Genomic DNA, 22,003 nt, shown 5'->3' with positions numbered 1-22,003 from the left:
TCATCCGAAAACCGACACAAGGCAAGGAGAAGTACGCAATGGTGAGTACATTCATGTCCGTCCTGAGGGACGCCGCAGGCCCTCGTAGACGCAGGCCCTCTCGCAGTGTTCTGCACGCGACCGTCGAGCAGGGGAGGCCTTCGCGACTGGTCGGCGTCCTCGTCGTCGGCCTCCTGGTGCTGGCGGGCATCCCCGCCGCAACCAACGCCGCCACCGCCGATGCGGTGACCACCGCACCGGTGGAGCAGGCCGCTGCTCTAACGATGCAGCAGAACGTCGCCGCGTCGCCGGGGCTCCCGTGCGACACATTCTCGGCCGGCGGCACTCCGTGCGTGGCGGCATATTCCACCGTCCGCGCGCTCTCCGGTTCCTACGCGGGTCCGCTGTATCGGGTGACGAGGGCGTCCGACGGGGCGGGATCCGACGTGGGTCTGCTGAGCTCCGGGTACGCGAACGCCGCGTCGCAGGACTCGTTCTGTCTGAACACCGTGTGCACGATCGTGCAGGTGTACGACCAGTCCGGGCAGGGGAACCATCTCGCGATCGCTCCGGTCGGTGAAGCGGGCTCGAGCGCCATCGGCGCTCGTGCGGATGCTCTGCCGGTGACGGTCGCCGGCCATGCCGTGTACGGGATCCAGGTCGAGCCTCGCGTCGGATACCGTCGCGCGAACGGCGCCGGGATGGCCGTGAACGGTCAACCGGAGTCGATGTACTGGGTGGCCAGCGGCACGATGGCCACCAACGCGTGCTGTTTCGACTTCGGGAACGTGGAAGCGACGTCGACGAACACGGGCGCCGGTCACATGGACACGTTGATCATGTCGACGTTCTGCGGACAGCCGCCGTGCTCGGGCCGCGGACCGTGGATCCAAGCGGATCTCGAGAACGGCGTCTTCCAGAGCAATGGACCGAGCAACCCGGCCAGCGTCAGCCAGACCAGCCCCTTCGTCACCGGGGTGCTGCGGAACAACGGGCAGACGAGTTTCGCTCTCTATGGCGGCAACGCCACCTCCGCGTCTCTGACGTCGCTGTTCCAGGGACCGCTGCCTGCGGGGTACACGCCGATGAAGCAGGAGGGCGGCATCACCCTCGGTGCCGGTGGCGACAACAGCAACGCGGCACCCGGATCCTTCTTCGAAGGGGCGATCACGTCCGGGTACGCGCCGAACGCGACCGTCGCGGCGTTGCAGTCCGACATCGCCTCCGTGACGTACACGGGCACCTCCGGCGGCGGCCCCGGCGTCGGCATCACCGGACCCGCCGGCAAGTGCGTCGACGTCAGCGGTCCCGACAACGGGGTCGGGGGAGCAGCCGTCCAGCTGTGGGACTGCCTCCACGACGCCGTCGACCAGAAGTGGCTGCACATCCGCACGACCCCGACCGTCTACCTGACGTCAGGTCTGGACGAGTACCCGAACACGTTGAAGACCATGGGGCGGTGCCTGGAGATCACGGGCAACACGACGACCGCGGGCACGCCGATCCAGCTGTGGGACTGCAACGGGCTCGGTGGCCAGGAGTGGGTGCCGCAGCCGGACGGGACGGTGAAGAATCCGCAATCGGGATTGTGCCTCACCGCGCGGAACGCCCAGACGTCGAACGGCACCCGGCTGGAGATCCAGCCGTGCACGGCGGCGGCGAGCCAGCGGTTCATCGTGACGCCGGGGCTGCTGTTCGATGAGACCCCCATCAACGCGCCGGCCGGCAACTGCGTCGACGTCATCGGAGCGAACAACGGCGCCAACGGCACTCGCGTGGTGACCTGGGATTGCCTGCGGGAGGCGAACGACCAGAGCTGGTGGCACACGTCCAACGGGTCCTTGACGACGCTGGGCCGCTGCCTCGATGTGGTCGGCAACAGCAGCATCGCCGGCAGCGAGGTCCAGCTGTACGACTGCAACGGTGTGGGTGGACAGAAGTGGGTCCAGCAGGCGAACGGCTCGCTCAAGAACCCGCAGTCCGGTCTGTGCCTCACCGACCCGGCGAACGGCACCCACGGGACGGTGCTCACCATCCAGGCGTGCAACGGCACGGCATCCCAGCGGTTCAAGGTGTCGGGTGGGCAGACGATCGCCGCGCCCGGCGGAAAATGCGTGGACACCGCCGGGAATGACACCTATGGCAACTGGTCAGGGCCCAAGGTTCAGCTGTGGACGTGCATCGAGCATGCCGTCGACCAGCACTGGACGCTGACTCCGAACAACACGCTGGAGACGCTGACGCGCTGCCTCGACGTTGCCGGCAACAGCACCGCGCCGGGAACCACGGTGATCCTGTTCAACTGCAACGGTGTGGGCGGCCAGCAGTGGGTGCCTCAGTCGAACGGAACCATCCTCAACCCGCCGAGCGGACTGTGTCTGACGGCTCCGGGAACTTCGTGGACCAACGGACTCCAACTCACCATCAACACCTGCACGGGAGCTGCGAACCAGAAGTTCATCATCTAGCGGGCGCACGGGTCGCTGATTCCCGGTGGGCCGCCGGGGATCAGCGACACGTCCGCCAGCCGGCGCGACCCCTACGGCGGTACGAGGCGACGTCCGCACCGCGAAGTGATGTTCTCCCGTCCATCGAGCTTCTACGTTCGGTCACACCGATCGATACAACGCGTCGGATGCTCTGAGGCCGCCGACCGGCACCGCCGGCGAGCTCGTGCAGACGCTCCTCGTCTTCGCGATCGCCGGCCTCGTCGCTGTGGTCTGGGCGCGGTCCGACAGACGGATCCGCCCCGCGTCGACGGGCCGAGCAGAATAGGTGCATGCTCTCCGTCCGCGTCAGCGTCACTCAGGCCCTCTCCGATCAGGCGCAGGAGATCCTCTCGGGAGACCCCACGGTCTGCGGGCTGGCCGTCATCCCCGCGGCAGCGATGGACGGACGCGGCGACGTGATCCTGTTCGAGATGACCAGGGAGAACGCGAACAACATCATGCGCTCGCTGCGGCACCTCGGCATCCCCGCGGAGGGCGGCATCGTCGTGTCCGAACCTCTGGTCGTGGTCTCCGATGCCGCCGTCCGCGCTGAGACTCTCGCCCCGGGGCATCCCGCCGACGGCGTGCTCTGGGCGCAGCTCGCCGGCAAGGCGGAGGAAGACGCGCATCCCTCCGTCTCGTTCTTCGTGTTCCTGCTGCTCGCCACGCTCATCGCGGGCGTGGGCCGTCTGCTCGATCAGCCGATCCTCATCATCGGTGCGATGGTCGTCGGTCCGGAGTTCGCTCCGCTCGCCGCGATCTCCTACGCGATCGTGCGTCGACGCGGCGGCATCGTCGTCCCCGCGCTCGGGACGCTCCTGGGTGGGTTCGCCGTATGCGCCGCCATCGCCTGGGGCGTCTGGGCGGCTCTCTACTCGACGGGCGTCATCACCTACGAGCAGGCGACCACCGGCCCTGCGACAGAGTTCATCGTCGCTCCGGACGCGTGGTCGTTCGTCATCGCGATCCTCGCGGGCATCGCCGGCGTGCTCTCGCTCACCACGGCGAAGTCATCGGCCCTCGTCGGGGTGTTCATCTCGATCACGACGGTGCCGGCGGTCGGGACCATCGGCCTCACGCTTGCCGTCGGTGCCTGGGACGAGGCGCGCGGCTCCGCGATCCAGCTGCTCATCAATCTCGCCGGTCTCCTGATCGCCGGTGTCGCGACGCTGTACGTGCAGCTCATCTCCGGCCGTCGGCAGGGTCGACGAGCCGCGCGCCTCCGCAGGTCGCGGCGCCGGAGAAGCACGGCGCGTCTGCGGATGCTCAGCATCGAAGACGACGGGCATCCGTCCCCGCCCCGTCAGGAGTAGTTCGCACTCCCGCAACGGCGTCGCCTTCTCGCATGGAAACGGCGCGGGGCCGTATGGGTTCCGTCTGCATCCGCGCTTCCGAGGTCTGCGCGGAGGAATGTGGGAGCCATGTCCCTCGACCATCGTCCTCGATTCACCACCGCTGCCGTCGCTGCCGTCCCCGCCGCGAGCCCGTCGGTCCCGCGCTGGGGCCATGTCTCGCGCACCGTGAGCCACTACGGCACGGTCGCATCGGTGCTCGCCATCTATCCGCCGGATTCCACCGGTGCAGAACGACGCCTCGCCGAGGCCAACCGCTTCTTCACGCCGCTCGCGCTCGGCGGAGGGGTCGTCGTCTGGGTGGGTCTGTCTGCCGTGGGGGTCCCGCTGCTGCTCGCCGCCTTGCTGCTCACGGCGGTTCTGCTCCCCGTCGGCATCTCGCTGTCGCGCCGTGCGCGCGACATCCGTCAGCGCACAGTGACACTGGCATCGAGCCGGTCCGGCCTCCACGAGGAGAGCGCCGAAGAGCGCTCGCAGCAACGTCGGCTCGACACGATCGCAGAAGCTCTGCAGGATGCCGCCTTCGCATGCCGACAGGGCGTGATCAGTCGCCAGGAGTTCGACCGAGCGTGGCGAGCGGCGTATGCGCACGCCGGCGGACGGCTGACGTCCGACCGTCGATGAAGACCTCGCTCACCTTCGACCGAGGATCTTCTTCCACCGAGCCGCGTACGACAGCGGCACGAATCCGACTGCCTCGTTGACGTCGAGCATGTGGCGGTTCTCCTCGGCATTCATCGTCTCGATGAGACCGTGATCGGGGAACCTATCGCGGAGCCCCCGGATGTTGGTGAGTTTCAACAGCATCCCGAGGCGACGACCGCGATGACCTCGCAGCACCAGCGTGTCGCGCTGTTCCACGGATCGATCGGGCTCCGGCGGCACATCGAGCTCGGTGTAGCCCGCGACCTGTCCGGTGGCGTCGTCGACGACGATCGTCGTGATCAGCATGCGAGGGCTCGTCTCCCACAGGTCGTCGAACGCACGCACGCGCTCGGCCGTCCACACGTCCTCGCTCTGCTCGATGCCGGCGTTCGGAGCATCCGTGCTCATCCTGGTGCGCAGCACGGCGATGCTCTCCAGCCATTCGTCCGGCGTCCGGCCCTGCCACGTCACGGTGCGGTAGCCGGCGGCTGTCGCGGTCGTCTCGGCGAGGAGAGCCGACAAGGCCTCCTCATCGACGGGCAGTGCGAGGCCGCTCAACCGGCCGACCTGCTCGAGAGAGAAGCCGCGGTTCCGCAGGAAGCGCGTCGAGGCGAGCTCTGCCGGCACGGATCCGAAGCCGGTCGGGGCGGAGATGCTGTCGCCGGTGACGGTCGCCGTCGCCAGGAAGCTCGTCTGATTCTGGATCGTCGTTCGTCCTCGGGCTGTGGCCGTCTGCTCGAGACGCTCGTACAGTGCCGAGCCGATGCCCTGGCTCCGGTAGTCGGCAAGCACCGCGACGGACGCCCAGCACTCGCTCGCATCGGCCGGGAGCGCCAGGCTGCCGCGCGCGACGACCCTGGCGCCGACCTTGGCGACGAACCCGAGCATCACGGTGCTCTCGTCCTTCCAGTTCGGCAGCATCTCCTCGGCTGTGAAGAGCTCGCCCGGGGCTCCGCGCTGCTCGGCCTCGACGGTGCTTCTCACCTCGGCCATGCCGATGAAGTCCGCGGCATCAGGGGAATCGATGGTCTCCGGCACGGTGAGCTCGGAGATCGTGAAGGCCGGCTCGACGCCGGTGTGATCAAGGGATGACATGGTGAACCTTCTGTTCGCAGGATCGTTCGACTCACCCACGGCGTGGGGAGGAGGGAGATCGCTGTCAGATGGTCACGACGGAAAGCCTCTCATGCCGCCACCGCGGCGGCAATGGTGCGCTTCCGGGTCGTCGCGAGACGTCAGTTGATGATCTCGCCGCGTTCGTCGGCGCGGATGGCGGCGAGCGTCTCTCTCCACGTCTGCAGAGCCTCGGCCGACAACCGTGTCCAGCCGAGCACCTCGCCCACCACCTTCACTGGTTCGGTGCTGCGATACGACCGCGTCGGATTGCCGGGAAACTTCTTGTCGGTCACGTTCGGATCGTTCTCGAACGGCCCGGTCGGCTCGACGACGTAGACCCGCGGTTCGCCGTCGCCGGCTGCGAGCTCTGCGGCAAGACCGGCACCGTCGTGCAGGGCCGTGAAGTAGATGTGGTTCATCACGACTTCCGGGCGGTAGTTCGACCGGAATCCGGCGGTGAGGAGATCGCCCTCCTGAAGGTCGGCCTTGGTGCCGTGATAGAACGGACCCTCGTCCAGCGCGTCATCCATCCCGACAGCCTAGGTCGGACGCGGTAGAACTGGACCTATGACTGCGAAGATCACTGTCGCCCTCGTCGGTCTCGGCTTCGGGGCCGAGTTCGTGCCGATCTACCGGGATCATCCGGATGTCGCGGCGCTCGCCATCTGCGACGCCGACCCGGAGGTGCTGGCGGCCGTCGGCGACGAATTCGGGATCACCGAGAGGTATACGAGCCTCGATGAGGTGCTCGCGCAGGCCCACATCGACGCCGTGCACCTGGTCACCCGACTCCCCGATCACGGGCGCGAGAGCATCGCCGTGCTGACCGCCGGCAAGCACTGCGCATCCACGGTCCCGATGGCGCTGTCGGTCGAGGAGATGCGCGAGATCGTGCGGCTGCAGGGCGCCGTGGGCAAGAACTACATGATGATGGAGACCGCCGTCTACACACGCGAGTTCCTGCACTGCCGGGAACTTTTCGACGAGGGACGGTTCGGTACGATCACCTTCGCCAAGGGCTCGCACTATCAGGACATGGAGGGTTGGCCGACGTACTGGCGCGGCCTCCCTCCGCATTTCTACATGACCCATGCGATCGCTCCGGTGCTGCGTCTGCTCGGCACTCGCGCCACGTCCGTGCGGTGCCTCGGCTCGGGCCGGTTGCCTGCCGACCGCGCGGCGCAGTACGGCAACCCGTTCCCTGCCGAGACGGCGATCTTCGAACTCGAGGGATCGGATGCCGCGGTCGAGGTCTCCCGCACCCTGTTCCAGGCCACGCGCTCCTACTCCGAGGCGTTCGCCGTGTACGGCGAGAGTTACGGATTCGAGTGGCCGCAACTCGAGGACGAGCCGCCGGTGCACTTCCTCCGCTCGACCGGCGCAGGGGAGGACGCGCGAGGCGACGGGATCGAAGCCCGCCGCATCGAAGCGCCCGATCGGGGTGACCTGCTTCCCGCGGAGATCGCGGGCTACACTGGCTCCAGCGTGCACGCCGACGGCAGCCATGCCTCGTTCGTGCAGGGCGGCGGACACGGCGGCTCGCACCCGCATCTCGTCCACGAGTTCGTCCGCAGCATCGTCGAAGAGCGACTACCCGCGATCGACGCGGTCACGGCGGCGAACTGGACGGCCCCCGGGGTGATCGCGCACGAGTCCGCTCTGCAGGGTGGCGTGCCGCTGCCGATCCCGGCATTCGATGGAGGCGCTCGGTGAAAAACGCCGGCATGGACGGCTCTCGGATGTGGTGGTCGGATGAAGAGTGGGCGAGGCTCACAGACGCGACAGCCTGTGGAATGTGCGCTGATGCGCACCTCGAGGAGAACGAGCACAGCGTGCTGGTCGGATCGACGGTGACGACTCACACGCGTCTCGTGCGCAATCAGGCGCATCCCGGGTACAGCGTGGTGATCCTTCGTGAGCACGCCACAGACATGGGTGAGTTGGACTCCGAGCAACTCAGCCGATTCTGGAGCGACGTGCAACGCGCTGGTGGTGCGATCACGACGGTGTTCGCGCCGCGCAAGATCGACTACCTCGTGATGGGTCATCGGATGCCGCACCTGCACTGTCACCTTTTGCCGCAGCATCCGAACGACGATCCGCTGCGCAACGTCGACATCTCCGACGGTCCGAGCTTCCTCACCGCCCAAGAGCTGCAGCAGGATCTTCGTGCGCTCCGAGCGGAGTGGGGAGCGCCTGAGTGATGCATCTTCCGTACCCCTTTCGGGGAACAGAACCTGCATCACGGCTCCGCGCGCTTTTCAGCGCCAGCGGTACTCCTCGTCCGACACGTGCTCGAGCCACGTCGTGGTCTCGGCCGGGTCGTCGGCGCCCTCGAGCAGTGCGAGGTGTTGCATGAAGCGGTCTTCCGTGGCGCCGTGCCAGTGCTCCTCGCCGGGCGGGGTGTACACGGTCTGACCCGGCTCCGCCGCGACCACCTTGCCGTCGCGGGTGCCGACGAGCGCCGTGCCCTCGGTCACGCGCAGGTACTGCCCGCGGGCGTGCGAGTGCCACGCCGTGCGAGCGCCGGGGGCGAAGCGCACGAGTCCGCCCGACATCCGCTGGTCGGCGTCGTGCGGCGCGATGATCGGGTCGAGCCAGACGTCGCCGGTGAACTGCTCAGGCGGGTTCTTGACGGTCGGGATACGCGGTTCGATGTTCACGGTTCCCTCCTGCTCAGACGGTCAGCAGCACCTTGGTGGCGCGGCGCTCGTCCATGGCCTTGTATCCCTCGGCCGCCTCTTCGAGCGGCAGCGTGAGGTCGAACACGACCCCGGGATCGATCTTCCGGTCCCAGATGAGCTGGATGAGCTCGGGGAGGAAGCGACGCACCGGCGCGGGACCGCCGTGCAGGTGCACGCCCGAGAAGAACAGCTCGTTGCCGGGCAGCTCCACGTCGTGCGAGACCCCGACGTAGCCGATGTGGCCTCCGGCGCGCGTCGAGCGGATCGCCTGCATCATCGACTCCTGCGTACCGACGGCCTCGATCACCGAGTGCGCGCCGAGGCCGTTCGTCAGTTCCTTGATCTTCGCGACGCCGGCGTCTCCGCGCTCCTCGACGATGTCGGTGGCGCCGAAACTGCGGGCGAGCTCCTGGCGATCAGCGTGGCGGCTCATCGCGATGATGCGCTCGGCGCCCAGCTGGGAGGCGGCGAGGATGCCGAGGAGTCCGACGGCTCCATCTCCGACGACAGCGACCGTCTTACCGGGGCCGACCTCAGCGGCGACCGCCGCGAACCATCCCGTGCCCAGCACGTCGGACGCGGCGAGCAGCGACGGAACGAGGTCCGCGTCGGGCTGGCCGGGTGTCGCGACGAGGGTGCCGTCGGCGTGGGGGATGAGGGCGTACTCGGCCTGTGTGCCGATGCCGCCCATCGAGACCACGTGCACGCAGCGCGACTGGTATCCGGCTTGGCAGATCTCGCAGGTGTTGTCGGACGCCATGAACGACCCGACGACGAAGTCGCCGATCTTCACGTTCTTCACGTCCGCGCCGATCTCCTCGACCACGCCGACGTACTCGTGTCCCATGGGGGCGGCGTTCACACCGTCGACACCGCGGTAGGGCCAGAGGTCCGATCCGCAGATGCAGGTCGCGGCGAGCTTGATGACGGCATCCGTCGGGCGGGTGATCGTCGGCTTCTCACGATCTTCGACCCGGACGTCGCCGGGTCCGTGCATGATGACTCCACGCATGGTGTCTCTCCTTCTGAGGGATGGTCTCGGGGGCGCCGTCAGGCGCGGCGGATGCGGTCGAGATCGGCGATGACGTCGGCGGGCTCTTGCGAGACCGGCAGGTTGTCGACGTCCCGCGCGCCATCGAGCCCCGTGTCGGCGTCGAGGGCGGCGAACAGCGGATCGAGATCCGCCTGGGCCGGCCCCTTCTCTGCCACGAGCTCGAACGTCTTGCCGACCGCCGCCTCCGACGTGAGCGACGCGACGAGCACCTCGGCGAGCTGAGCCCGCGCGATGACGCCGTCGGCCGGACTGCCCGCGGTGCGGGTGTCGCCCTGCAGGAAGTGCAGCTCGTGCTCGTCGTCTTCGTTGTAGTCGAACCAGCTCGGACGCACGATCGTGTACGGCTTGCCGCTCGCGCGGACGAGGCGCTCGCCGCGCCGCTTCCAGTCGTGCGCGCCGCTGGAGCGGTTGTACTCGCCGTCGCGGTACGTCACGCCGATGGCGGTCATCAACGCGATGCGCACCGGGCGATCGCCGATCGCTTCGAGGACGTTCCGCACGCCGCCGTAGTCGACGTCGCGGAAGCCCGCCGCGCTGCCGTGCGTGCCGTGGGTGAACACGACTGCGTCGACGCCATCCACCGCCTCGGCGAGTGTCGAGGCATCGGTGAGGTCGCCACGGATGGTGTCGTCTCCGCCGCCGCGCCGACTCAGGATGCGGATACTGTGGCCGGCGTTCTCCGCCGCCCGGGCGACGTGCCGGCCGATGCTGCCGGTTCCTCCGACGAGCAGGACGTTCAGGGTGGTCATGCTTCCGGGATCTCCTTGCCGAAGGCCTCGAGCGTGACGGCCTCGGGCTCCGGGCCGCGACGCACGTCCGTGTCGAGCGCGTCGATCGCCGTGAGCTGCTCCGCGGAGAGCTCGAAATCGAACACGTCGAAGTTCTCGGCGATGCGCGCCGGGCGCACAGACTTCGGCAGGGCGGATCGTCCCTGCTGAAGGTGCCAGCGCAGCATCACCTGCGCCGGGGACTTGCCGTGCTCGGCGCCGATGGCCTTGAGCGTCTCGTCGTCGAACGCGGAGGCGCCGTTGGGACGGTACGCCGTGATGCCGCCGATCGGCGACCAGGCCTGCGTGATCGTGCCGGCCGCGGCATCCGCCTGCTGCACGTCGCGCTGCTGGAAGTACGGGTGCACCTCGATCTGGTTCACCGCGGGCACGATCGAGGTCTCTGTGGCGAGATCCCCGAGATGCGCGGGCATGAAGTTGCTGACGCCGATCGCGCGCACGCGGCCATCGCCGAGCAGGGCCTCGAGAGCCTTATAGGCGCCGAGGGTACGGTCGAACTGCGACGGCAGAGCCTGGTGCAGGATGAGCAGGTCGAGAGTGTCGACGCCGAGCTTGCCCGTCGACTTCTCGAAGGCGTGCAGCGTCTCGTCGTAGCCGAAGTCGGTGATCCAGACCTTGGTCTCGATGAAGACCTCGTCGCGGGCGATGCCCGACCGGCGGATGGCCTCGCCGACCTCGCGCTCGTTGCCGTAGGCGGCGGCGGTGTCGATGAGGCGGTAACCGGTCTCGAGCGCGGATGCGACGGCGGCGACGGTCTCTTCGGGCGCCGCCTGGTACACGCCGAAGCCGAGTGCCGGCATTGAGACGCCGTTGTTCAGAGTGAGATTCGTGGTCATGTCTCCAGTGTGCGCGCGGACGCGGCAGGGTGGGAGGGCCTGGTGGTACCTCTCTGCGTGTGCCAGCAGGGCGTAGCGTCGAGGTATGGACACCCGCAGCGAAGTGCGCGAATTCCTCTCCACGCGGCGCGCACGACTCACCCCCGATCGGGCCGGACTCCCCGTGTTCGGCGGCAATCGACGCGTGCCGGGCCTACGGCGCGAAGAGGTCTCCCTCCTCGCGGGAGTGAGTGTCGACTACTACACGCGTCTCGAACGCGGCGACCTCTCCGGGGTGTCGGACAGCGTGCTCGACGCGCTCGCCCGCGCTCTGCAGCTCGACGACGCCGAGACCGCGCACCTGTTCGACCTCGCCCGCACGGCGAACGCCTCACCCGTCGCCCGAAAGCCGCGCAAGAAGGCGGAGGCGATCCGTCCCAGCATCCAGCGCCTGCTCGACGCGATGACCGGAGCGCCCGCCCTCGTGCGGAACAACTACTTCGACTACCTCGGAGCGAACGACCTCGGCAGGGCGCTGTACTCGCCCGTCTGGTCCGAGCCCGCGCCGAACAGTGCACGGTTCGCGTTCTTGAATCCGGCGGCGCAGGATTACTACCTCGACTGGGATCAGGTCACCCGCGAGCTCGTCGCCGCGATGCGCGGCGAGGCCGGCCGCAACCCGTTCGATCGTCGGTTCAGTGACCTCGTCGGAGAGCTGTCCACGCGCAGCGATCGCTTCCGCACGCTGTGGGCCGCGCACGACGTGCGCTTCCATCGCAGCGGAGTGAAACGGCTGCGGCATCCGATCGTCGGCGAGATCGAGCTCGTCTACGAGGCGTTCGAGCTTCCGTCCGATCCGGGCTTGCAGATGTCGACGTACACGGCCGAGCCCGGCACCCCCTCGGAGGACAAGCTCAAGATGCTGGCCAGCTGGGTCGCGACCGAGGCACCGCGCACGGAGACGGCGGCGTCGACCGACGCCTGATCCTGCCGGCGCGGGCGGCTCAGAGCACGATGTCGCCGGACGCGCCCAGCGGTCGCCAGCCTTCCGCGCGCGCCTTCTCGCCACGGAGCACGTCTGCCGCGATCAGCGGGCCGAACTCGACACCGGCGATGCCGGCGATGTCGGAGATCGGTGCCTGGAAGGTGCGGAACGCTCCGAGCGGCGGGGCCGCGAGCAGCCCCTCGCTGGTGTCGACGAGCTCGGTCTGATCGAGCACGAAACCGGTGGCACGGAGCCCGGTCGGATCCTGCCAGGCCGCGACCTTCCAGAACCGCAGAGGAATGCGGATGCCGCGATACGGCGGGTCGTCGTCGGCGGGGACCGGAGCCGTGAACACGCTCAACCGCTGATCTGTCGTCTCGGCGTACGCGAGCACGTGGTCTTCGAGGCCGAGCCACAGGTCTTTCGACTGGTTGAAGCCCGCTGCCTGCGGCGCGGCGTTCGGGTAGAAGAAGGTCGCCTCCATCGCGGCGCGTGCTGCGGCGGCATCACCCCATCCGGGGTCGCGGCGGCGTACGAGGTGCCCGCGGTCGAGGTCGTTCCGCGCATACACGTCGGCCCCGGTCTGCTCATCGGCGTCGATCCGCGGGTCGAGACGCCACTCGCCCTCCCGCGCCAGATCGCGCAGCTGCGCTCCGTCGATGTTCACCGCGGTGACGGCCGCGAGTCGGCGATCCGGATCGAGCAGCACCGAGAACCGCGGGTAGTCGAGCTGCCGGGACTCACGCCCCGGGGTCGGCATCGGCACTGCGGTGGCGAGGAACTCGGAATCGTAGCCGTCCGTCATGCCTCCCATCGTGCCGGATGCATGCGACATCCGGCCCATCGGTCAGTCGCCGCTGATGCGCACCCCGGTGAGTTCTTCCGAGACCTGCCAGACGCGCTGCGCCTCCTCCTCGCTGCGCAGGCGGGAGTACAGCGGCTGCTCGGCGGGACCGCCGCCGAGGTGAGCGAGCCCGCGAGGGCCGTAGAGGCGTGCGCGGCGGGCGTCGGGGGAGGCCGCCGCGTAGAGAGCCGGGAGTGCCGCCGATTCCGGAGTGCCGACCAGGATGCCGCGTGCGGATAACCACCGGATCATGCGCACGCTGACCGTGTCCTGCCCACGCTCCAACTCCGGTCGCGCGGCGAGCAGGCTGGTGGGGGCGATCCCGGGATGGGAGAGGTTGCTCGTGATGCCCCAGTCCTGTGCCTCGCTGCGCCGATCGAGCTCGAGTGCGAACTGCCCGAAGGCGATCTTGGACTGGCTGTAGGCGTGCCCGCCGCTGTAGGACCGCTCCCAGTTCAGGTCGTCCCAATGGATCGATCCCTGGTTCGCGGCGATGCTGATCTGCGAGGTGACGCGGGCGCCGCCTGCACGCAGGAGCGGGAGCAGCTGCCCGACGAGGGCGAAATGGCCGAGGTGATTCGTGCCGAACTGGAGCTCGAAGCCGTCGGCCGTCAGCTGCCGGTCGGGCGGGGTCATGACACCGGCGTTGTTGATCAGGAGGTGGACGGGGCGGCCGTCCTGCCGCATGCGGTCGCCGAACGCCGCGATCGACTCGAGCGACGAGAGGTCCAGGGGCAGCAGCGTGATCTCGGCGCCGGGAACGTGGTTGCGGATGCCGGCGGCCGCGGTCTCTCCCTTGCCGGGGTTGCGCACCGGCAGTACGACGTCGGCGCCGGCCTGCGCGAGACGGGTCGCGATCCGCAGCCCGATGCCGTCGCTGCCTCCGGTGACGACGGCGCGACGTCCGGTCAGCGGCGGGACGGTGATGTCGATCGTGCGTGGCATGTGTTGCTCCTTCAGGTCTCTCCCACTCTCGCCGTTGCGCCGTCGGCCAACCAGGACTCGTCGATCAGTGGATGCCGGAGCACAGGCGTGTCAGGATCGACAGCGACGAGAGGATGCCGTGCGCATGGGGATCGACAGAGCGGGACTGGCGGAGTTCCTGCGGCGCCGGCGCGATGTCCTCCAGCCCGAGGATGTCGGCCTGCCGCGCGGACAGCGCCGGCGCACCGAGGGGCTCCGGCGCGAGGAGGTGGCGGCGCTGAGCCACATGTCCGCCGACTACTACGCCCGCCTCGAACGCGGCAGCGGTCCGTTGCCCTCGGAGCAGATGATCGCCTCGATCGCCCAGGGCCTGCATCTCTCCGTCGATGAACGCGACCACGTGTTCCGGCTGGCAGGGCACCGCCCTCCCGCTCGCGGCGTGGAGAGCGATCACGTCTCGCCCGGAATGCTGCGGATCCTCGACCGGCTCGAGGACACGCCCGCCGAGGTCGTCACCGAGTTGGGCGAGACGCTGCGACAGACCCCGCTCGGCGTCGCGCTCACCGGCGACACGGCGCAGCTCTCCGGTCCGCAGCGCAGCATCGGGTTCCGGTGGTTCACCGATCCGAAGTCCCGTGATCTCTACGACCCGCGCGACCACCCGTTCCTCGCGCGGTTATGGGTCTCGGGTCTGCGCGAGGTGATGGGCCGCAACGGGCCGGAGTCGCGCGCGGCCGAGCTGTGCCGGCTGCTGCGCGAGGAGAGCGAGGAGTTCCGGACGCTCTGGGATCGGCAGGAGATCGGGCTGCGCCCGCAGGAGACCAAGCGCTTCGTCCACCCCGAACTCGGCGCGCTCGATCTGTCCTGCCAGAGCCTGCTCGACCCGGCATCCTCACAGGCCCTGTTGGTCTACACCGCCGCCCCGGGATCGGAGAGTCACGAGAAGCTGCGGCTGCTCTCGGTGCTGGGACCGCAGTACGCGCATTGACGCCCGAGCGAACCTCGAGACGAGGACAGATTCTGTCCGCGTTCCCTCGTAGCGTGAGCCTCCTCACTCGATGTCCCGATCGGAGAAGAAGATGACCGACACGAAGAGCTCCACCCCTGCCGGGTACACGACGGTCGCGCCGTGGGTGGTCACGGACGACACCGGAGCACTGCTCGACTTCGTCGCCGCGGCTCTCGACGGCGAAGAGCTCGGGCGCGTCGCCACGGAGGACGGGTTGATCGGCCACGCGGAGATCCGGGTCGGCGACACCGTCGTCCTGGCCTTCGACCGTCGTCCGGAGTGGCCGGTGATGCCCAGCCTGCTGCGGGTGTGGGTTCCGGATGCCGATGCGACGTTCGCGAAGGCGCTCGCCGCCGGAGCGGTGATCGTGACCGGACTCGACGACAATGCCTTCGGACAGCGCGGAGGCCGCATCAAAGACCCGTTCGGCAACATCTGGTGGGTGGTGAGCAACGTCGAAGACGTGCCCGAGGACGTGATCTGGCAGCGACTGCAGCAGCCCGCGTACGCCGAGCAGATGCGGACCGCGCAGGAGACGCTCGACGCGGAACTCAGCGGTCGTGAGCAGGGACGGTCCAGCGCACCCCTGCGCTGAGCGGCGACGAGGCCGCTCAGCGCAGCGGTGCCGGCCTCAACCGGCGTACTCCTCCGTCGGCTCGACCCACTGCACGAGCTGATAGACGATGCCGTTCGGGTCGGTCATCTGGAAGTAGCGCTCGCCCCAGGGTTCGGTCTCGATCGGCGTGACGATCGTGACCCCCTCGCCCTGCAGCCGGGCGTAGTCCTCGTCGATGCTGTCGACCGTGAACACGACGAGCAGGCCCGCGGCATTCACCGCGGCCGAGGCCGGCTTGAAGGTCGAAAGTCCCGTGCGCAGGTAGATCAGATTGATCCCGGCATCCGGATGCTGCAACGACGAGAATCCGTCGGCCGCCATGGCGACGGAGAACCCGAGGTGCTTCTGCACCCACGCGGCGGAGGCGTCGACATCGGCGACGTTGAGGGAGATGGCTGATGAGGTGATGTGCACGGAGATGCTCCTGTCGGTAAGTTATACGGCGTACAATGTACGACGTATAACGCACGTATGGCAAGATCATTCCCATGGATGCTGATCGCACGGGTTCCGGGGAGCCCAGCAGGACCCTCGCGCTCCTCTGGGGCGAATCGGCTGCCCCACGGAAGGGGCCGGCCCGCTCCATCGCCGTCGACAAGGTCGTGCAGGCGGCGCTGGACATCGCCGACGAGGGCGGACTCGCCGCAGTGACCGTGCGCGCGGTCGCCGAGCGCGTGGGTATCGCGCCGATGTCGGTGTACACCTACGTTCCCGGCAAGCCCGAACTGCTCGACCTCATGGTCGACGCGCTCTATGCCGGTATGGACCGGCCCGGTCTGGGGGACCGGCCCTGGCGCGAGCGTGTGACCGAGATCGCGCACGCCAACCGCGAGCTCCTGCTCCGGCATCCCTGGCTCACCGAGGTCTCCGCCCTCAGCCGCCCGCCGCTCGGGCCGGGCGTGATGACGAAGTACGAGTACGAGCTCTCGGCCTTCGACGGCACCGGGCTCGGCGACGTCGACATCGACGCGGCGCTGACCTACGTCCTCGGGTTCGTGCAGGGTCACTGCCGGTCGGTGCACGACGCGGCGCGAGCGGTGACGGACACGGCGATGAGCGACGCGGAATGGTGGTCGGCGAACCAGCCGATCCTCGCCCGTGCGCTCGACCCGGAGGCGTATCCCCGAGCGGTGCGCATCGGCGCTGCTGCCGGTGAAGCGCAGGGCGGTGCCTGGGGAGGCGCCCAGGCGTGGGCATTCGGGCTCGCCCGCACCCTCGACGCGCTCGCCGCGCTGATCGAAGGCCAGGCGGAGCGCGGGTAGCGGCATCCGTTCCCCGGGCTCTGCGAAGATGAGGGCGTGACCGATCCTCAGTACCGTCAGCGCCCGCGGGTGCGCGGCGCGGTCGTCGACGAGATGACGCGATGCGTGCACTACCGGAGTCCGGTCGACATCGTCGCGATCCGGTTCGCCTGCTGCGGCGAGTACTACCCGTGCCACCTCTGCCATGAGGAGGCGGCAGGGCATCCCGCTCGGGTGTGGGCGCTCGGTTCGCGCGCCGAGAAGGCCGTGTTGTGCGGAGCGTGCGGCGTCGAGCTGACCATCACGGACTACCTCGGGACGATCGCGTGTCCGCAGTGCGGGGCGCCGTTCAACGAGCGGTGCGCCCTGCACGCCCACCTGTACTTCGAGACCGACCCTCAGGAGCGCTCATGACCGACGCCGCATCGACACCCTCCGTGCTGTTCGTGTGCGTCCACAATGCGGGGCGTTCGCAGATGGCGGCGGGATTCCTGCGTGACATCGCGGGAGACCGCGTCGAGGTCCGCTCGGCCGGCTCGATGCCCGCCGACGAGATCAACCCGATCGCGGTCGCCGCGATGGCGGAACTCGGCATCGACATCACGGCGGAAGCGCCCAAGGTGCTCACGACCGAAGCTGTCCAGGCCTCCGACGTCGTGATCACGATGGGATGCGGCGACGCGTGCCCGTTCTTCCCCGGGAAGCGGTACGAGGACTGGGAGCTCGACGACCCTGCCGGCCAGGGCATCGACGCCGTGCGGCCGATCCGCGACGACATCCGCACCCGGATCGCGCAGCTCGTGAGCGAACTCCTGGGCTGAAGGCCGCCCGACACTGTCGGCAGATCCACAGGTTGCGGTGGACGCCGCCTGTATTCTGGCATTTCCCAAGGGGAGTACTCCGATACGGTCGGTTCGTCATTACGGATGCACGTCGCATCCCGGGCCACCGGTTCCTGATCTCAGGAATGGAGAAGACTTTGGCGCTGCTTCCGCATACGCCGAATCTGGAGTCCTCTTGGAAATCACGCCGCTGATCTGGATCATCACGATCGCGATCACCATCGCCTTCTTCGTGTACGAGTTCTTCGCCCACGTTCGCACGCCTCACGAGCCGTCCATCGGCGAATCCGCACGCTGGTCAGCCTTCTACATCGGACTCGCCGTGCTGTTCGGCGTCGGTGTCGGCATCTTCTCCGGATGGACGTTCGGGGGAGAGTACTTCGCCGGGTATCTCACCGAGAAGGCCCTGTCGATAGACAACCTGTTCGTCTTCCTCATCGTGATGACCGGTTTCGCCGTTCCGAAGATCTATCAGCAGAAGGTGCTGATGATCGGCATCGTCATCGCGCTGATCCTGCGCGGGATCTTCATCGCGGTCGGTGCCACGCTGATCGAGAACTTCTCCTGGATCTTCTACCTCTTCGGCGCGCTCCTGCTCGTCCTCGCATATCGTCAGGCGTTCAGCAGCCACGAGAGCGACCCGGCAAACGGCCGCTTCATGACCTTCGTGCGCCGGCACCTTCCGGTGACGAACGAGTACCACGAGGACAAGCTGACCGTCGTCAAGAACGGCACCCGCTTCGTCACCCCGATGCTGCTGACGATCATCGCGATCGGCTTCATCGACCTCGTCTTCGCGGTCGACTCGATCCCCGCGATCTACGGGCTCACCGACGAGGCTTACATCGTCTTCACGGCCAACGCCTTCGCGCTGATGGGGCTGCGTCAGCTGTACTTCCTCATCGGTGGACTGCTCGAGCGTCTCGTCTACCTCGCTCAGGGGCTCGCGGTCATCCTCGCGTTCATCGGCGTGAAGCTCGTGCTCCACGCTCTGCACGTCAACGAACTGCCGTTCATCAACGGCGGAGAGCCGATGCTCTGGGCCCCCGAGATCCCGATCTGGTTCTCGCTGCTGTTCATCGCCGCGACGATCACCGTCGCCACGGTCGCGAGCCTGCTCAAGACGCGACGGGCTCCGGATGCCGGTGCGGAGATCTCTGCGACCGACGCGGCCCCGGTCGCCGGAGACACGATCAGCTCGCTCGAGACCCCCACGACGTCAGCGATCGACACCCGCACGACCCACGCCACCGACAAGGAGACCTCGTGAGCGCGCCGCGCTGTTCCACCCCATCCTCGGACCCTGACAGTACGAGCGCCCGGCTCGAGCCGGGCGCGTGCTTCCCTGTCGGGAGCAGCTGCTGATGGGCGACCTGCTCTGGAACATCGCACTCGTCTTCGTCTTCGTCCTGGTCGGCGGGGTGTTCGCAGCGACCGAGATGGCTCTGGTCACCCTGCGCGAGAGTCAGATCAACGCGATCGGGCTCCGCGGGCGCCGGGGCGCCAAGGTCGCGGCGCTGGCACGCAACCCGAACACCTTCCTCTCGGCCGTCCAGATCGGTGTGACGGTCGCGGGTTTCGCGTCGGCCGCCTACGGGGCGACCTCGCTCGCACCCTCGCTGGCTCCGCTACTCGAGGCGTGGGGCGTGGCCCCCGCGCTGGCGCTGACGATCGCGACGGTCGTCCTGACGCTCACGATCGCGTATCTCTCTCTGGTGCTGGGTGAGCTGGTCCCGAAGCGACTGGCGATCCAGCGCAACGCCCAGTTCGCCTACGCGGTCGCGCCGGCGCTCAATGGCTTCGCGACCGTGATGCGTCCCGTCATCTGGCTGCTCTCGGTGTCGACGAACGCGCTCGTGCGGCTGCTCGGCGGTGACCCGCACAAGACCGGCGAGGAGATGACCGACGACGAGGTGCGCGAGATCGTCGCCTCGCATCAGGGATTGCCAGACGATGAGCGCCGGATCCTCGACGACGTGCTCTCGCTGCGTGGGCGTCAGATCAGCGAGGTCATGCGTCCGCGCCCCGAGGTCGTCGCCCTCGACGAAACGGCGAGTGTCGCGGACGCCGTGTCGCAGGTGCGCGATCTGCCGTTCTCCCGCTATCCGGTGTCGGATCGCTCGATCGACGACATCACCGGTTTCGTGCACGTGCGCGACCTGTTCGAGGCGGCGGCCGCGGGCTCGACCGAGCCACTGAGCTCGCTCGTGCGCGGCATCCCGTACATCCCGTCGACCGCCCGCGTCCTCCCGACGCTGACCCGCATGCGGGCGGACGGCCACCACATCGCGGTGGTCGTCGACGAGTACGGCGGCACCGACGGACTCGTCACGCTCGAGGACCTCGTGGAGGAGGTCGTGGGAGAGATCTTCGACGAATACGACGCCGATGTCTCGGCCTCTCCCGATGCGGGCGTCGACGGCCGGCTCAACCTGCAGGACTTCGAGGAGCTCACCGGGCTGTCGATCCCGCGCGGTTCCTCCGACACGATCGCCGGGTTCGTGACGGAGCGTCTCGGGAGGCTCGCCGTGGTCGGCGACAGCATCGAGGTGGACGGAGCCACGCTGCGGGTGGCCGAACTCGATCGCCGGCGCATCTCCCGGGTTCGCGTGACCGCGCACACGGAGGCGGAGGCAGAGCCGGCGCAGGCGTGAGAGGCGTGCCCAGAGGAGGCCTCCGTCTCGTCCCGACGTTTCGCGGAGCCTGTGACGAATCGCGGGGCGATCCACAGGGAAGCCTCCGCGAAACGTCATCGCCTCCGCGAAACGTCACCCGGTGACGCGCGTGCCGAGCTCGCTCAGGCCGGCGTCCAAGATCTCCACCAGCAGCCGCGCGTAGCGGCCGTCGGGGTCGAGGTCGGGGTCGAAGACCGTGATGCTCGCGCCGATCGCCCCGGGAGCGAGCTCTCGCAGCAGATCGGTGAGCTGTGCCGCGGTCAGGCCGCCGGGGTCGGGGCTGTCGACCGCCGGCATCACCGAGGGGTCGAGCACATCGACGTCGACCTGCAGCCAGTAGCCGTCAGGGCCCGCGATCGCGGCGGATGCGGTGGCCACATCGGACGCTCCTCGCGCGACGACGTCTGCCGCCGGGGTGACGAGTCCGAGAAGCGCGCGCACCTCTTCCTGCTCCTCGTCGTCGTCGCGATGGCCGATGTGCGCGGTGCGCGCGGCTGCGAAGTACGGCGAGAGGCCGTCGATGTCGGCGATCGCCGGCCAATGAAGACCGATCGCTGCTGCGAGGGCCTCGCCGGCGACGCTCGCAGTCTCGTCGCTGTTCCCCGGATGCCGGAAGTCGGTGTGCCCGTCGACGTGCACCAGCCCCGTGCGTCCTCGTCTCGCCGAAGCGATGCCGGCGCCGAGGAGGAGGGCGCAGTCGCCGCCGATCACCAGGGGAGCACTCCCCGCGGCGAGCGCCTCGGTGACGCGCGCGGAGAGACGCCGGGAGTGCTCGATCAGCGCCGTCTCATTGCGCACGTGCCCGGACTCCCGGGTGTCGTCGTCGTCGACGTAGCGCGCGGGGAGGACGACGCCTCCGTCGGTCGCGCCTCTCGCCGCGAAGCGGATGTGGAGGCCGGCCTCGCGCAGGGCCTCCGGCGCCTTCGCCGTGCCGGGGACGCTGCCGCGCCGAGGCGGTCGCAGGCCGAGGTTGCTGGGTGCCGACAACAGGGTGATCATGTGCTCAGTCTGGCCGCGGCATCCGACATCGGGTCAGGTGGGGAAGGGCACGCCTGTCAGGTGCTCCGCGGCCGCCCAGAGCGCGGCGCCGGTCGTGGGGGAGCGCACCTCGTCTGACGCGCGCACGCGGGCGGGCGCTCCGCGGAACTCGAGCATCCCGCCCGGCCCCCAGTAGTCGCCGCCGCGGGCATCGGGTGCCGTGGCGGCGTGGATCAGCGGCGCGGCGCCGTCGTCCTTGCCCTGCACGAACGGCCGGCTCAGTGCGGCCAGCCCGCGCACCACCCGCGGCACCTCGACGAGGCCCGGCCGAGACGCGGTGAGCTGATCGACCGCGTACCCCGGGTGCGCGCACAGCGCGGATCGCGCCGTATCGGACCAGCGTCGGTCGAGTTCGAAGGCGAACGCCATGAGCGCCGCCTTGGAGCGCCCGTACTGCCGCAGCGACGATCCGCGCCACGAGGCCGAGAGACCATCGGGCTCGATGTGCGCGAACCGATGCGCGAGCGAGCCGACGGCCACCACGCGGGCATCGTCGGCGAGGAGCGGGGCGATCTGCGCGAGCAGAGCGAAGTGCCCGAGGAAGTTGGTGCCGATCATCAGATCGAGGCCGTCGTGCGTCCGCGCTTTCTTCTCGGCGGATTTGACCCCGGCGTTGCAGATGACGGCGTCGATTCGTTCATCAACGTCGGCGGCGGCACCGCGGATGCTGTCGAGCGAGCCGAGATCGACGGGGATGACGCGCAGTGCCGCGCCGGGTGCCTGAGCGGTGATCGCGTCGACGGCGGTCTGTGCGCGTTCCGGCGACCGGCATCCGAGGAGCACGCGTGCGCCGCGGACCGCGAGGCGCTCGGCGCACCAGTAGCCGATGCCCGCGTTGGCGCCGGTGACGAGGATCGTGCGACCGTCCAGATCGTGCCGCTGCGGCAGAGGAGCATCCATCCCCCCA

The 22,003-nt window shown here is 68.7% G+C and carries 24 protein-coding genes; 13 read left to right on the top strand and 11 right to left on the bottom strand.

The genetic code is table 11. The features are described 5' to 3' along the window. Positions 1–53: 53 nt before the first annotated feature. The 3 genes from LC452_RS15860 to LC452_RS15850 all read left to right on the top strand — a co-directional run bounded on the left by LC452_RS15860 (position 54) and on the right by LC452_RS15850 (position 4,444). Complete coding sequence (locus LC452_RS15860) at positions 54–2,447, top strand: arabinofuranosidase catalytic domain-containing protein (protein ID WP_223627002.1); 2,394 nt, start codon at positions 54–56, stop codon at positions 2,445–2,447. Positions 2,448–2,758: 311 nt separating this feature from the next. Beyond that, a complete protein-coding gene (locus LC452_RS15855; RefSeq protein WP_223627001.1) occupies positions 2,759–3,781 on the top strand; it encodes a DUF389 domain-containing protein in 1,023 nt (340 codons plus the stop codon). A gap of 108 nt (positions 3,782–3,889) precedes the next feature. Further along, complete coding sequence (locus LC452_RS15850; RefSeq protein ID WP_223626999.1) at positions 3,890–4,444, top strand: DUF6611 family protein; 555 nt, start codon at positions 3,890–3,892, stop codon at positions 4,442–4,444. 9 nt (positions 4,445–4,453) lie between these two features. Here the strand turns inward: LC452_RS15850 and LC452_RS15845 are convergent, their stop codons facing one another. After that, on the bottom strand, positions 4,454–5,560 hold the full coding sequence (locus tag LC452_RS15845; protein WP_223626997.1) for a GNAT family N-acetyltransferase: 1,107 nt from the start codon (positions 5,558–5,560) through the stop codon (positions 4,454–4,456). 140 nt (positions 5,561–5,700) lie between these two features. After that, positions 5,701–6,111: an NAD(+)--rifampin ADP-ribosyltransferase gene (arr, locus tag LC452_RS15840; RefSeq protein WP_223626996.1), complete on the bottom strand. Its 411-nt coding sequence runs from the start codon at positions 6,109–6,111 to the stop codon at positions 5,701–5,703. Positions 6,112–6,148: 37 nt separating this feature from the next. Here arr and LC452_RS15835 point away from each other — a divergent pair, with 37 nt between their 5' ends. Beyond that, complete coding sequence (locus LC452_RS15835; RefSeq protein WP_223626994.1) at positions 6,149–7,294, top strand: Gfo/Idh/MocA family protein; 1,146 nt, start codon at positions 6,149–6,151, stop codon at positions 7,292–7,294. A gap of 137 nt (positions 7,295–7,431) precedes the next feature. Next, a complete protein-coding gene (locus LC452_RS15830) occupies positions 7,432–7,785 on the top strand; it encodes an HIT family protein (protein ID WP_223626992.1) in 354 nt (117 codons plus the stop codon). A 57-nt stretch (positions 7,786–7,842) separates the two neighbouring features. Here the strand turns inward: LC452_RS15830 and LC452_RS15825 are convergent, their stop codons facing one another. Genes LC452_RS15825 through LC452_RS15810 form a run of 4 tightly spaced genes read right to left on the bottom strand, consistent with a single transcriptional unit; the run spans position 7,843 to position 10,943 of the window. Further along, a complete protein-coding gene (locus tag LC452_RS15825) occupies positions 7,843–8,244 on the bottom strand; it encodes a cupin domain-containing protein (protein WP_223626991.1) in 402 nt (133 codons plus the stop codon). Positions 8,245–8,257: 13 nt separating this feature from the next. Continuing rightward, a complete protein-coding gene (locus tag LC452_RS15820) occupies positions 8,258–9,277 on the bottom strand; it encodes a zinc-dependent alcohol dehydrogenase family protein (RefSeq protein ID WP_223626989.1) in 1,020 nt (339 codons plus the stop codon). 38 nt (positions 9,278–9,315) lie between these two features. After that, the gene (locus tag LC452_RS15815; RefSeq protein WP_223626988.1) at positions 9,316–10,068 is read right to left on the bottom strand and encodes an SDR family oxidoreductase; all 753 of its coding nucleotides are present in this window, start codon (positions 10,066–10,068) and stop codon (positions 9,316–9,318) included. Further along, on the bottom strand, positions 10,065–10,943 hold the full coding sequence (locus LC452_RS15810) for an aldo/keto reductase (RefSeq protein WP_223626986.1): 879 nt from the start codon (positions 10,941–10,943) through the stop codon (positions 10,065–10,067). Before LC452_RS15810 ends, LC452_RS15815 begins: the two co-directional genes overlap by 4 nt. Positions 10,944–11,028: 85 nt before the next feature. On the opposite strand from LC452_RS15810, the gene LC452_RS15805 reads away from it, so the two are divergent. After that, positions 11,029–11,907, top strand: coding sequence for a helix-turn-helix transcriptional regulator (locus LC452_RS15805; protein ID WP_223626984.1), 879 nt, complete (start codon positions 11,029–11,031; stop codon positions 11,905–11,907). A 19-nt stretch (positions 11,908–11,926) separates the two neighbouring features. Here LC452_RS15805 and LC452_RS15800 read toward each other — a convergent pair whose 3' ends face one another. Together LC452_RS15800 and LC452_RS15795 are read right to left on the bottom strand one after the other, a co-directional pair. After that, positions 11,927–12,712: a DNA/RNA non-specific endonuclease gene (locus tag LC452_RS15800; RefSeq protein ID WP_223626982.1), complete on the bottom strand. Its 786-nt coding sequence runs from the start codon at positions 12,710–12,712 to the stop codon at positions 11,927–11,929. Between the two features lie 42 nt (positions 12,713–12,754). Next, positions 12,755–13,696, bottom strand: coding sequence for an SDR family oxidoreductase (locus LC452_RS15795; RefSeq protein ID WP_223626980.1), 942 nt, complete (start codon positions 13,694–13,696; stop codon positions 12,755–12,757). Positions 13,697–13,820: 124 nt separating this feature from the next. Here LC452_RS15795 and LC452_RS15790 point away from each other — a divergent pair, with 124 nt between their 5' ends. Next, entirely contained in the window at positions 13,821–14,663 is an 843-nt protein-coding gene (locus LC452_RS15790) for a helix-turn-helix transcriptional regulator (protein ID WP_223626978.1), read from the top strand. Between the two features lie 91 nt (positions 14,664–14,754). Next, positions 14,755–15,279 carry a VOC family protein gene (locus LC452_RS15785; protein ID WP_223626976.1) on the top strand — a complete coding sequence of 175 codons (525 nt, stop codon included), beginning with the start codon at positions 14,755–14,757 and terminating at the stop codon, positions 15,277–15,279. A 36-nt stretch (positions 15,280–15,315) separates the two neighbouring features. Here LC452_RS15785 and LC452_RS15780 read toward each other — a convergent pair whose 3' ends face one another. After that, the gene (locus LC452_RS15780; RefSeq protein WP_223626974.1) at positions 15,316–15,714 is read right to left on the bottom strand and encodes a VOC family protein; all 399 of its coding nucleotides are present in this window, start codon (positions 15,712–15,714) and stop codon (positions 15,316–15,318) included. 74 nt (positions 15,715–15,788) lie between these two features. On the opposite strand from LC452_RS15780, the gene LC452_RS15775 reads away from it, so the two are divergent. From LC452_RS15775 to LC452_RS15755, 5 genes are all read left to right on the top strand, one after another. Then, on the top strand, positions 15,789–16,562 hold the full coding sequence (locus LC452_RS15775) for a TetR/AcrR family transcriptional regulator (RefSeq protein WP_223626972.1): 774 nt from the start codon (positions 15,789–15,791) through the stop codon (positions 16,560–16,562). Positions 16,563–16,598: 36 nt separating this feature from the next. After that, the gene (locus LC452_RS15770) at positions 16,599–16,955 is read left to right on the top strand and encodes a CHY zinc finger protein (protein ID WP_308116478.1); all 357 of its coding nucleotides are present in this window, start codon (positions 16,599–16,601) and stop codon (positions 16,953–16,955) included. Beyond that, entirely contained in the window at positions 16,952–17,362 is a 411-nt protein-coding gene (locus tag LC452_RS15765) for an arsenate reductase ArsC (RefSeq protein WP_223626970.1), read from the top strand. The genes LC452_RS15770 and LC452_RS15765 overlap by 4 nt, the downstream gene beginning before the upstream one ends. 196 nt (positions 17,363–17,558) lie before the next feature. Further along, positions 17,559–18,653, top strand: a complete 1,095-nt coding sequence (locus LC452_RS15760; RefSeq protein ID WP_223626968.1) for a TerC family protein — start codon at positions 17,559–17,561, stop codon at positions 18,651–18,653. A 94-nt stretch (positions 18,654–18,747) separates the two neighbouring features. Next, positions 18,748–20,037 (top strand): hemolysin family protein, encoded by a 1,290-nt coding sequence (locus LC452_RS15755; protein WP_223626966.1) that lies wholly within the window; start codon positions 18,748–18,750, stop codon positions 20,035–20,037. Positions 20,038–20,151: 114 nt separating this feature from the next. Here the strand turns inward: LC452_RS15755 and LC452_RS15750 are convergent, their stop codons facing one another. Beyond that, on the bottom strand, positions 20,152–21,057 hold the full coding sequence (locus LC452_RS15750; RefSeq protein ID WP_223626964.1) for an arginase family protein: 906 nt from the start codon (positions 21,055–21,057) through the stop codon (positions 20,152–20,154). 33 nt (positions 21,058–21,090) lie between these two features. Further along, the gene (locus LC452_RS15745) at positions 21,091–21,996 is read right to left on the bottom strand and encodes an SDR family NAD(P)-dependent oxidoreductase (RefSeq protein ID WP_223626962.1); all 906 of its coding nucleotides are present in this window, start codon (positions 21,994–21,996) and stop codon (positions 21,091–21,093) included. Positions 21,997–22,003 lie beyond the last annotated feature (7 nt).

Origin of the sequence: Microbacterium sp. EST19A, assembly GCF_019969685.1 — a bacterium.
In the GTDB taxonomy this organism is placed as follows: Bacteria; Actinomycetota; Actinomycetes; order Actinomycetales; family Microbacteriaceae; genus Microbacterium.
The sequence above is the reverse complement of the archived record's forward strand: the minus strand, read 5'-3'. Positions and strand labels throughout refer to the sequence as shown.

Coding starts and splice junctions, on each gene's coding strand:
- LC452_RS15860 (WP_223627002.1), top strand. CDS start 54: ATGTCCGTCCTGAGGGACGCCGCAGGCCCTCGTAGACGCAGGCCCTCT.
- LC452_RS15855 (WP_223627001.1), top strand. CDS start 2,759: ATGCTCTCCGTCCGCGTCAGCGTCACTCAGGCCCTCTCCGATCAGGCG.
- LC452_RS15850 (WP_223626999.1), top strand. CDS start 3,890: ATGTCCCTCGACCATCGTCCTCGATTCACCACCGCTGCCGTCGCTGCC.
- LC452_RS15845 (WP_223626997.1), bottom strand. CDS start 5,560: ATGTCATCCCTTGATCACACCGGCGTCGAGCCGGCCTTCACGATCTCC.
- arr (WP_223626996.1), bottom strand. CDS start 6,111: ATGGATGACGCGCTGGACGAGGGTCCGTTCTATCACGGCACCAAGGCC.
- LC452_RS15835 (WP_223626994.1), top strand. CDS start 6,149: ATGACTGCGAAGATCACTGTCGCCCTCGTCGGTCTCGGCTTCGGGGCC.
- LC452_RS15820 (WP_223626989.1), bottom strand. CDS start 9,277: ATGCGTGGAGTCATCATGCACGGACCCGGCGACGTCCGGGTCGAAGAT.
- LC452_RS15815 (WP_223626988.1), bottom strand. CDS start 10,068: ATGACCACCCTGAACGTCCTGCTCGTCGGAGGAACCGGCAGCATCGGC.
- LC452_RS15810 (WP_223626986.1), bottom strand. CDS start 10,943: ATGACCACGAATCTCACTCTGAACAACGGCGTCTCAATGCCGGCACTC.
- LC452_RS15805 (WP_223626984.1), top strand. CDS start 11,029: ATGGACACCCGCAGCGAAGTGCGCGAATTCCTCTCCACGCGGCGCGCA.
- LC452_RS15800 (WP_223626982.1), bottom strand. CDS start 12,712: ATGACGGACGGCTACGATTCCGAGTTCCTCGCCACCGCAGTGCCGATG.
- LC452_RS15795 (WP_223626980.1), bottom strand. CDS start 13,696: ATGCCACGCACGATCGACATCACCGTCCCGCCGCTGACCGGACGTCGC.
- LC452_RS15790 (WP_223626978.1), top strand. CDS start 13,821: ATGGGGATCGACAGAGCGGGACTGGCGGAGTTCCTGCGGCGCCGGCGC.
- LC452_RS15785 (WP_223626976.1), top strand. CDS start 14,755: ATGACCGACACGAAGAGCTCCACCCCTGCCGGGTACACGACGGTCGCG.
- LC452_RS15775 (WP_223626972.1), top strand. CDS start 15,789: ATGGATGCTGATCGCACGGGTTCCGGGGAGCCCAGCAGGACCCTCGCG.
- LC452_RS15765 (WP_223626970.1), top strand. CDS start 16,952: ATGACCGACGCCGCATCGACACCCTCCGTGCTGTTCGTGTGCGTCCAC.
- LC452_RS15755 (WP_223626966.1), top strand. CDS start 18,748: ATGGGCGACCTGCTCTGGAACATCGCACTCGTCTTCGTCTTCGTCCTG.
- LC452_RS15750 (WP_223626964.1), bottom strand. CDS start 21,057: ATGATCACCCTGTTGTCGGCACCCAGCAACCTCGGCCTGCGACCGCCT.
- LC452_RS15745 (WP_223626962.1), bottom strand. CDS start 21,996: ATGGATGCTCCTCTGCCGCAGCGGCACGATCTGGACGGTCGCACGATC.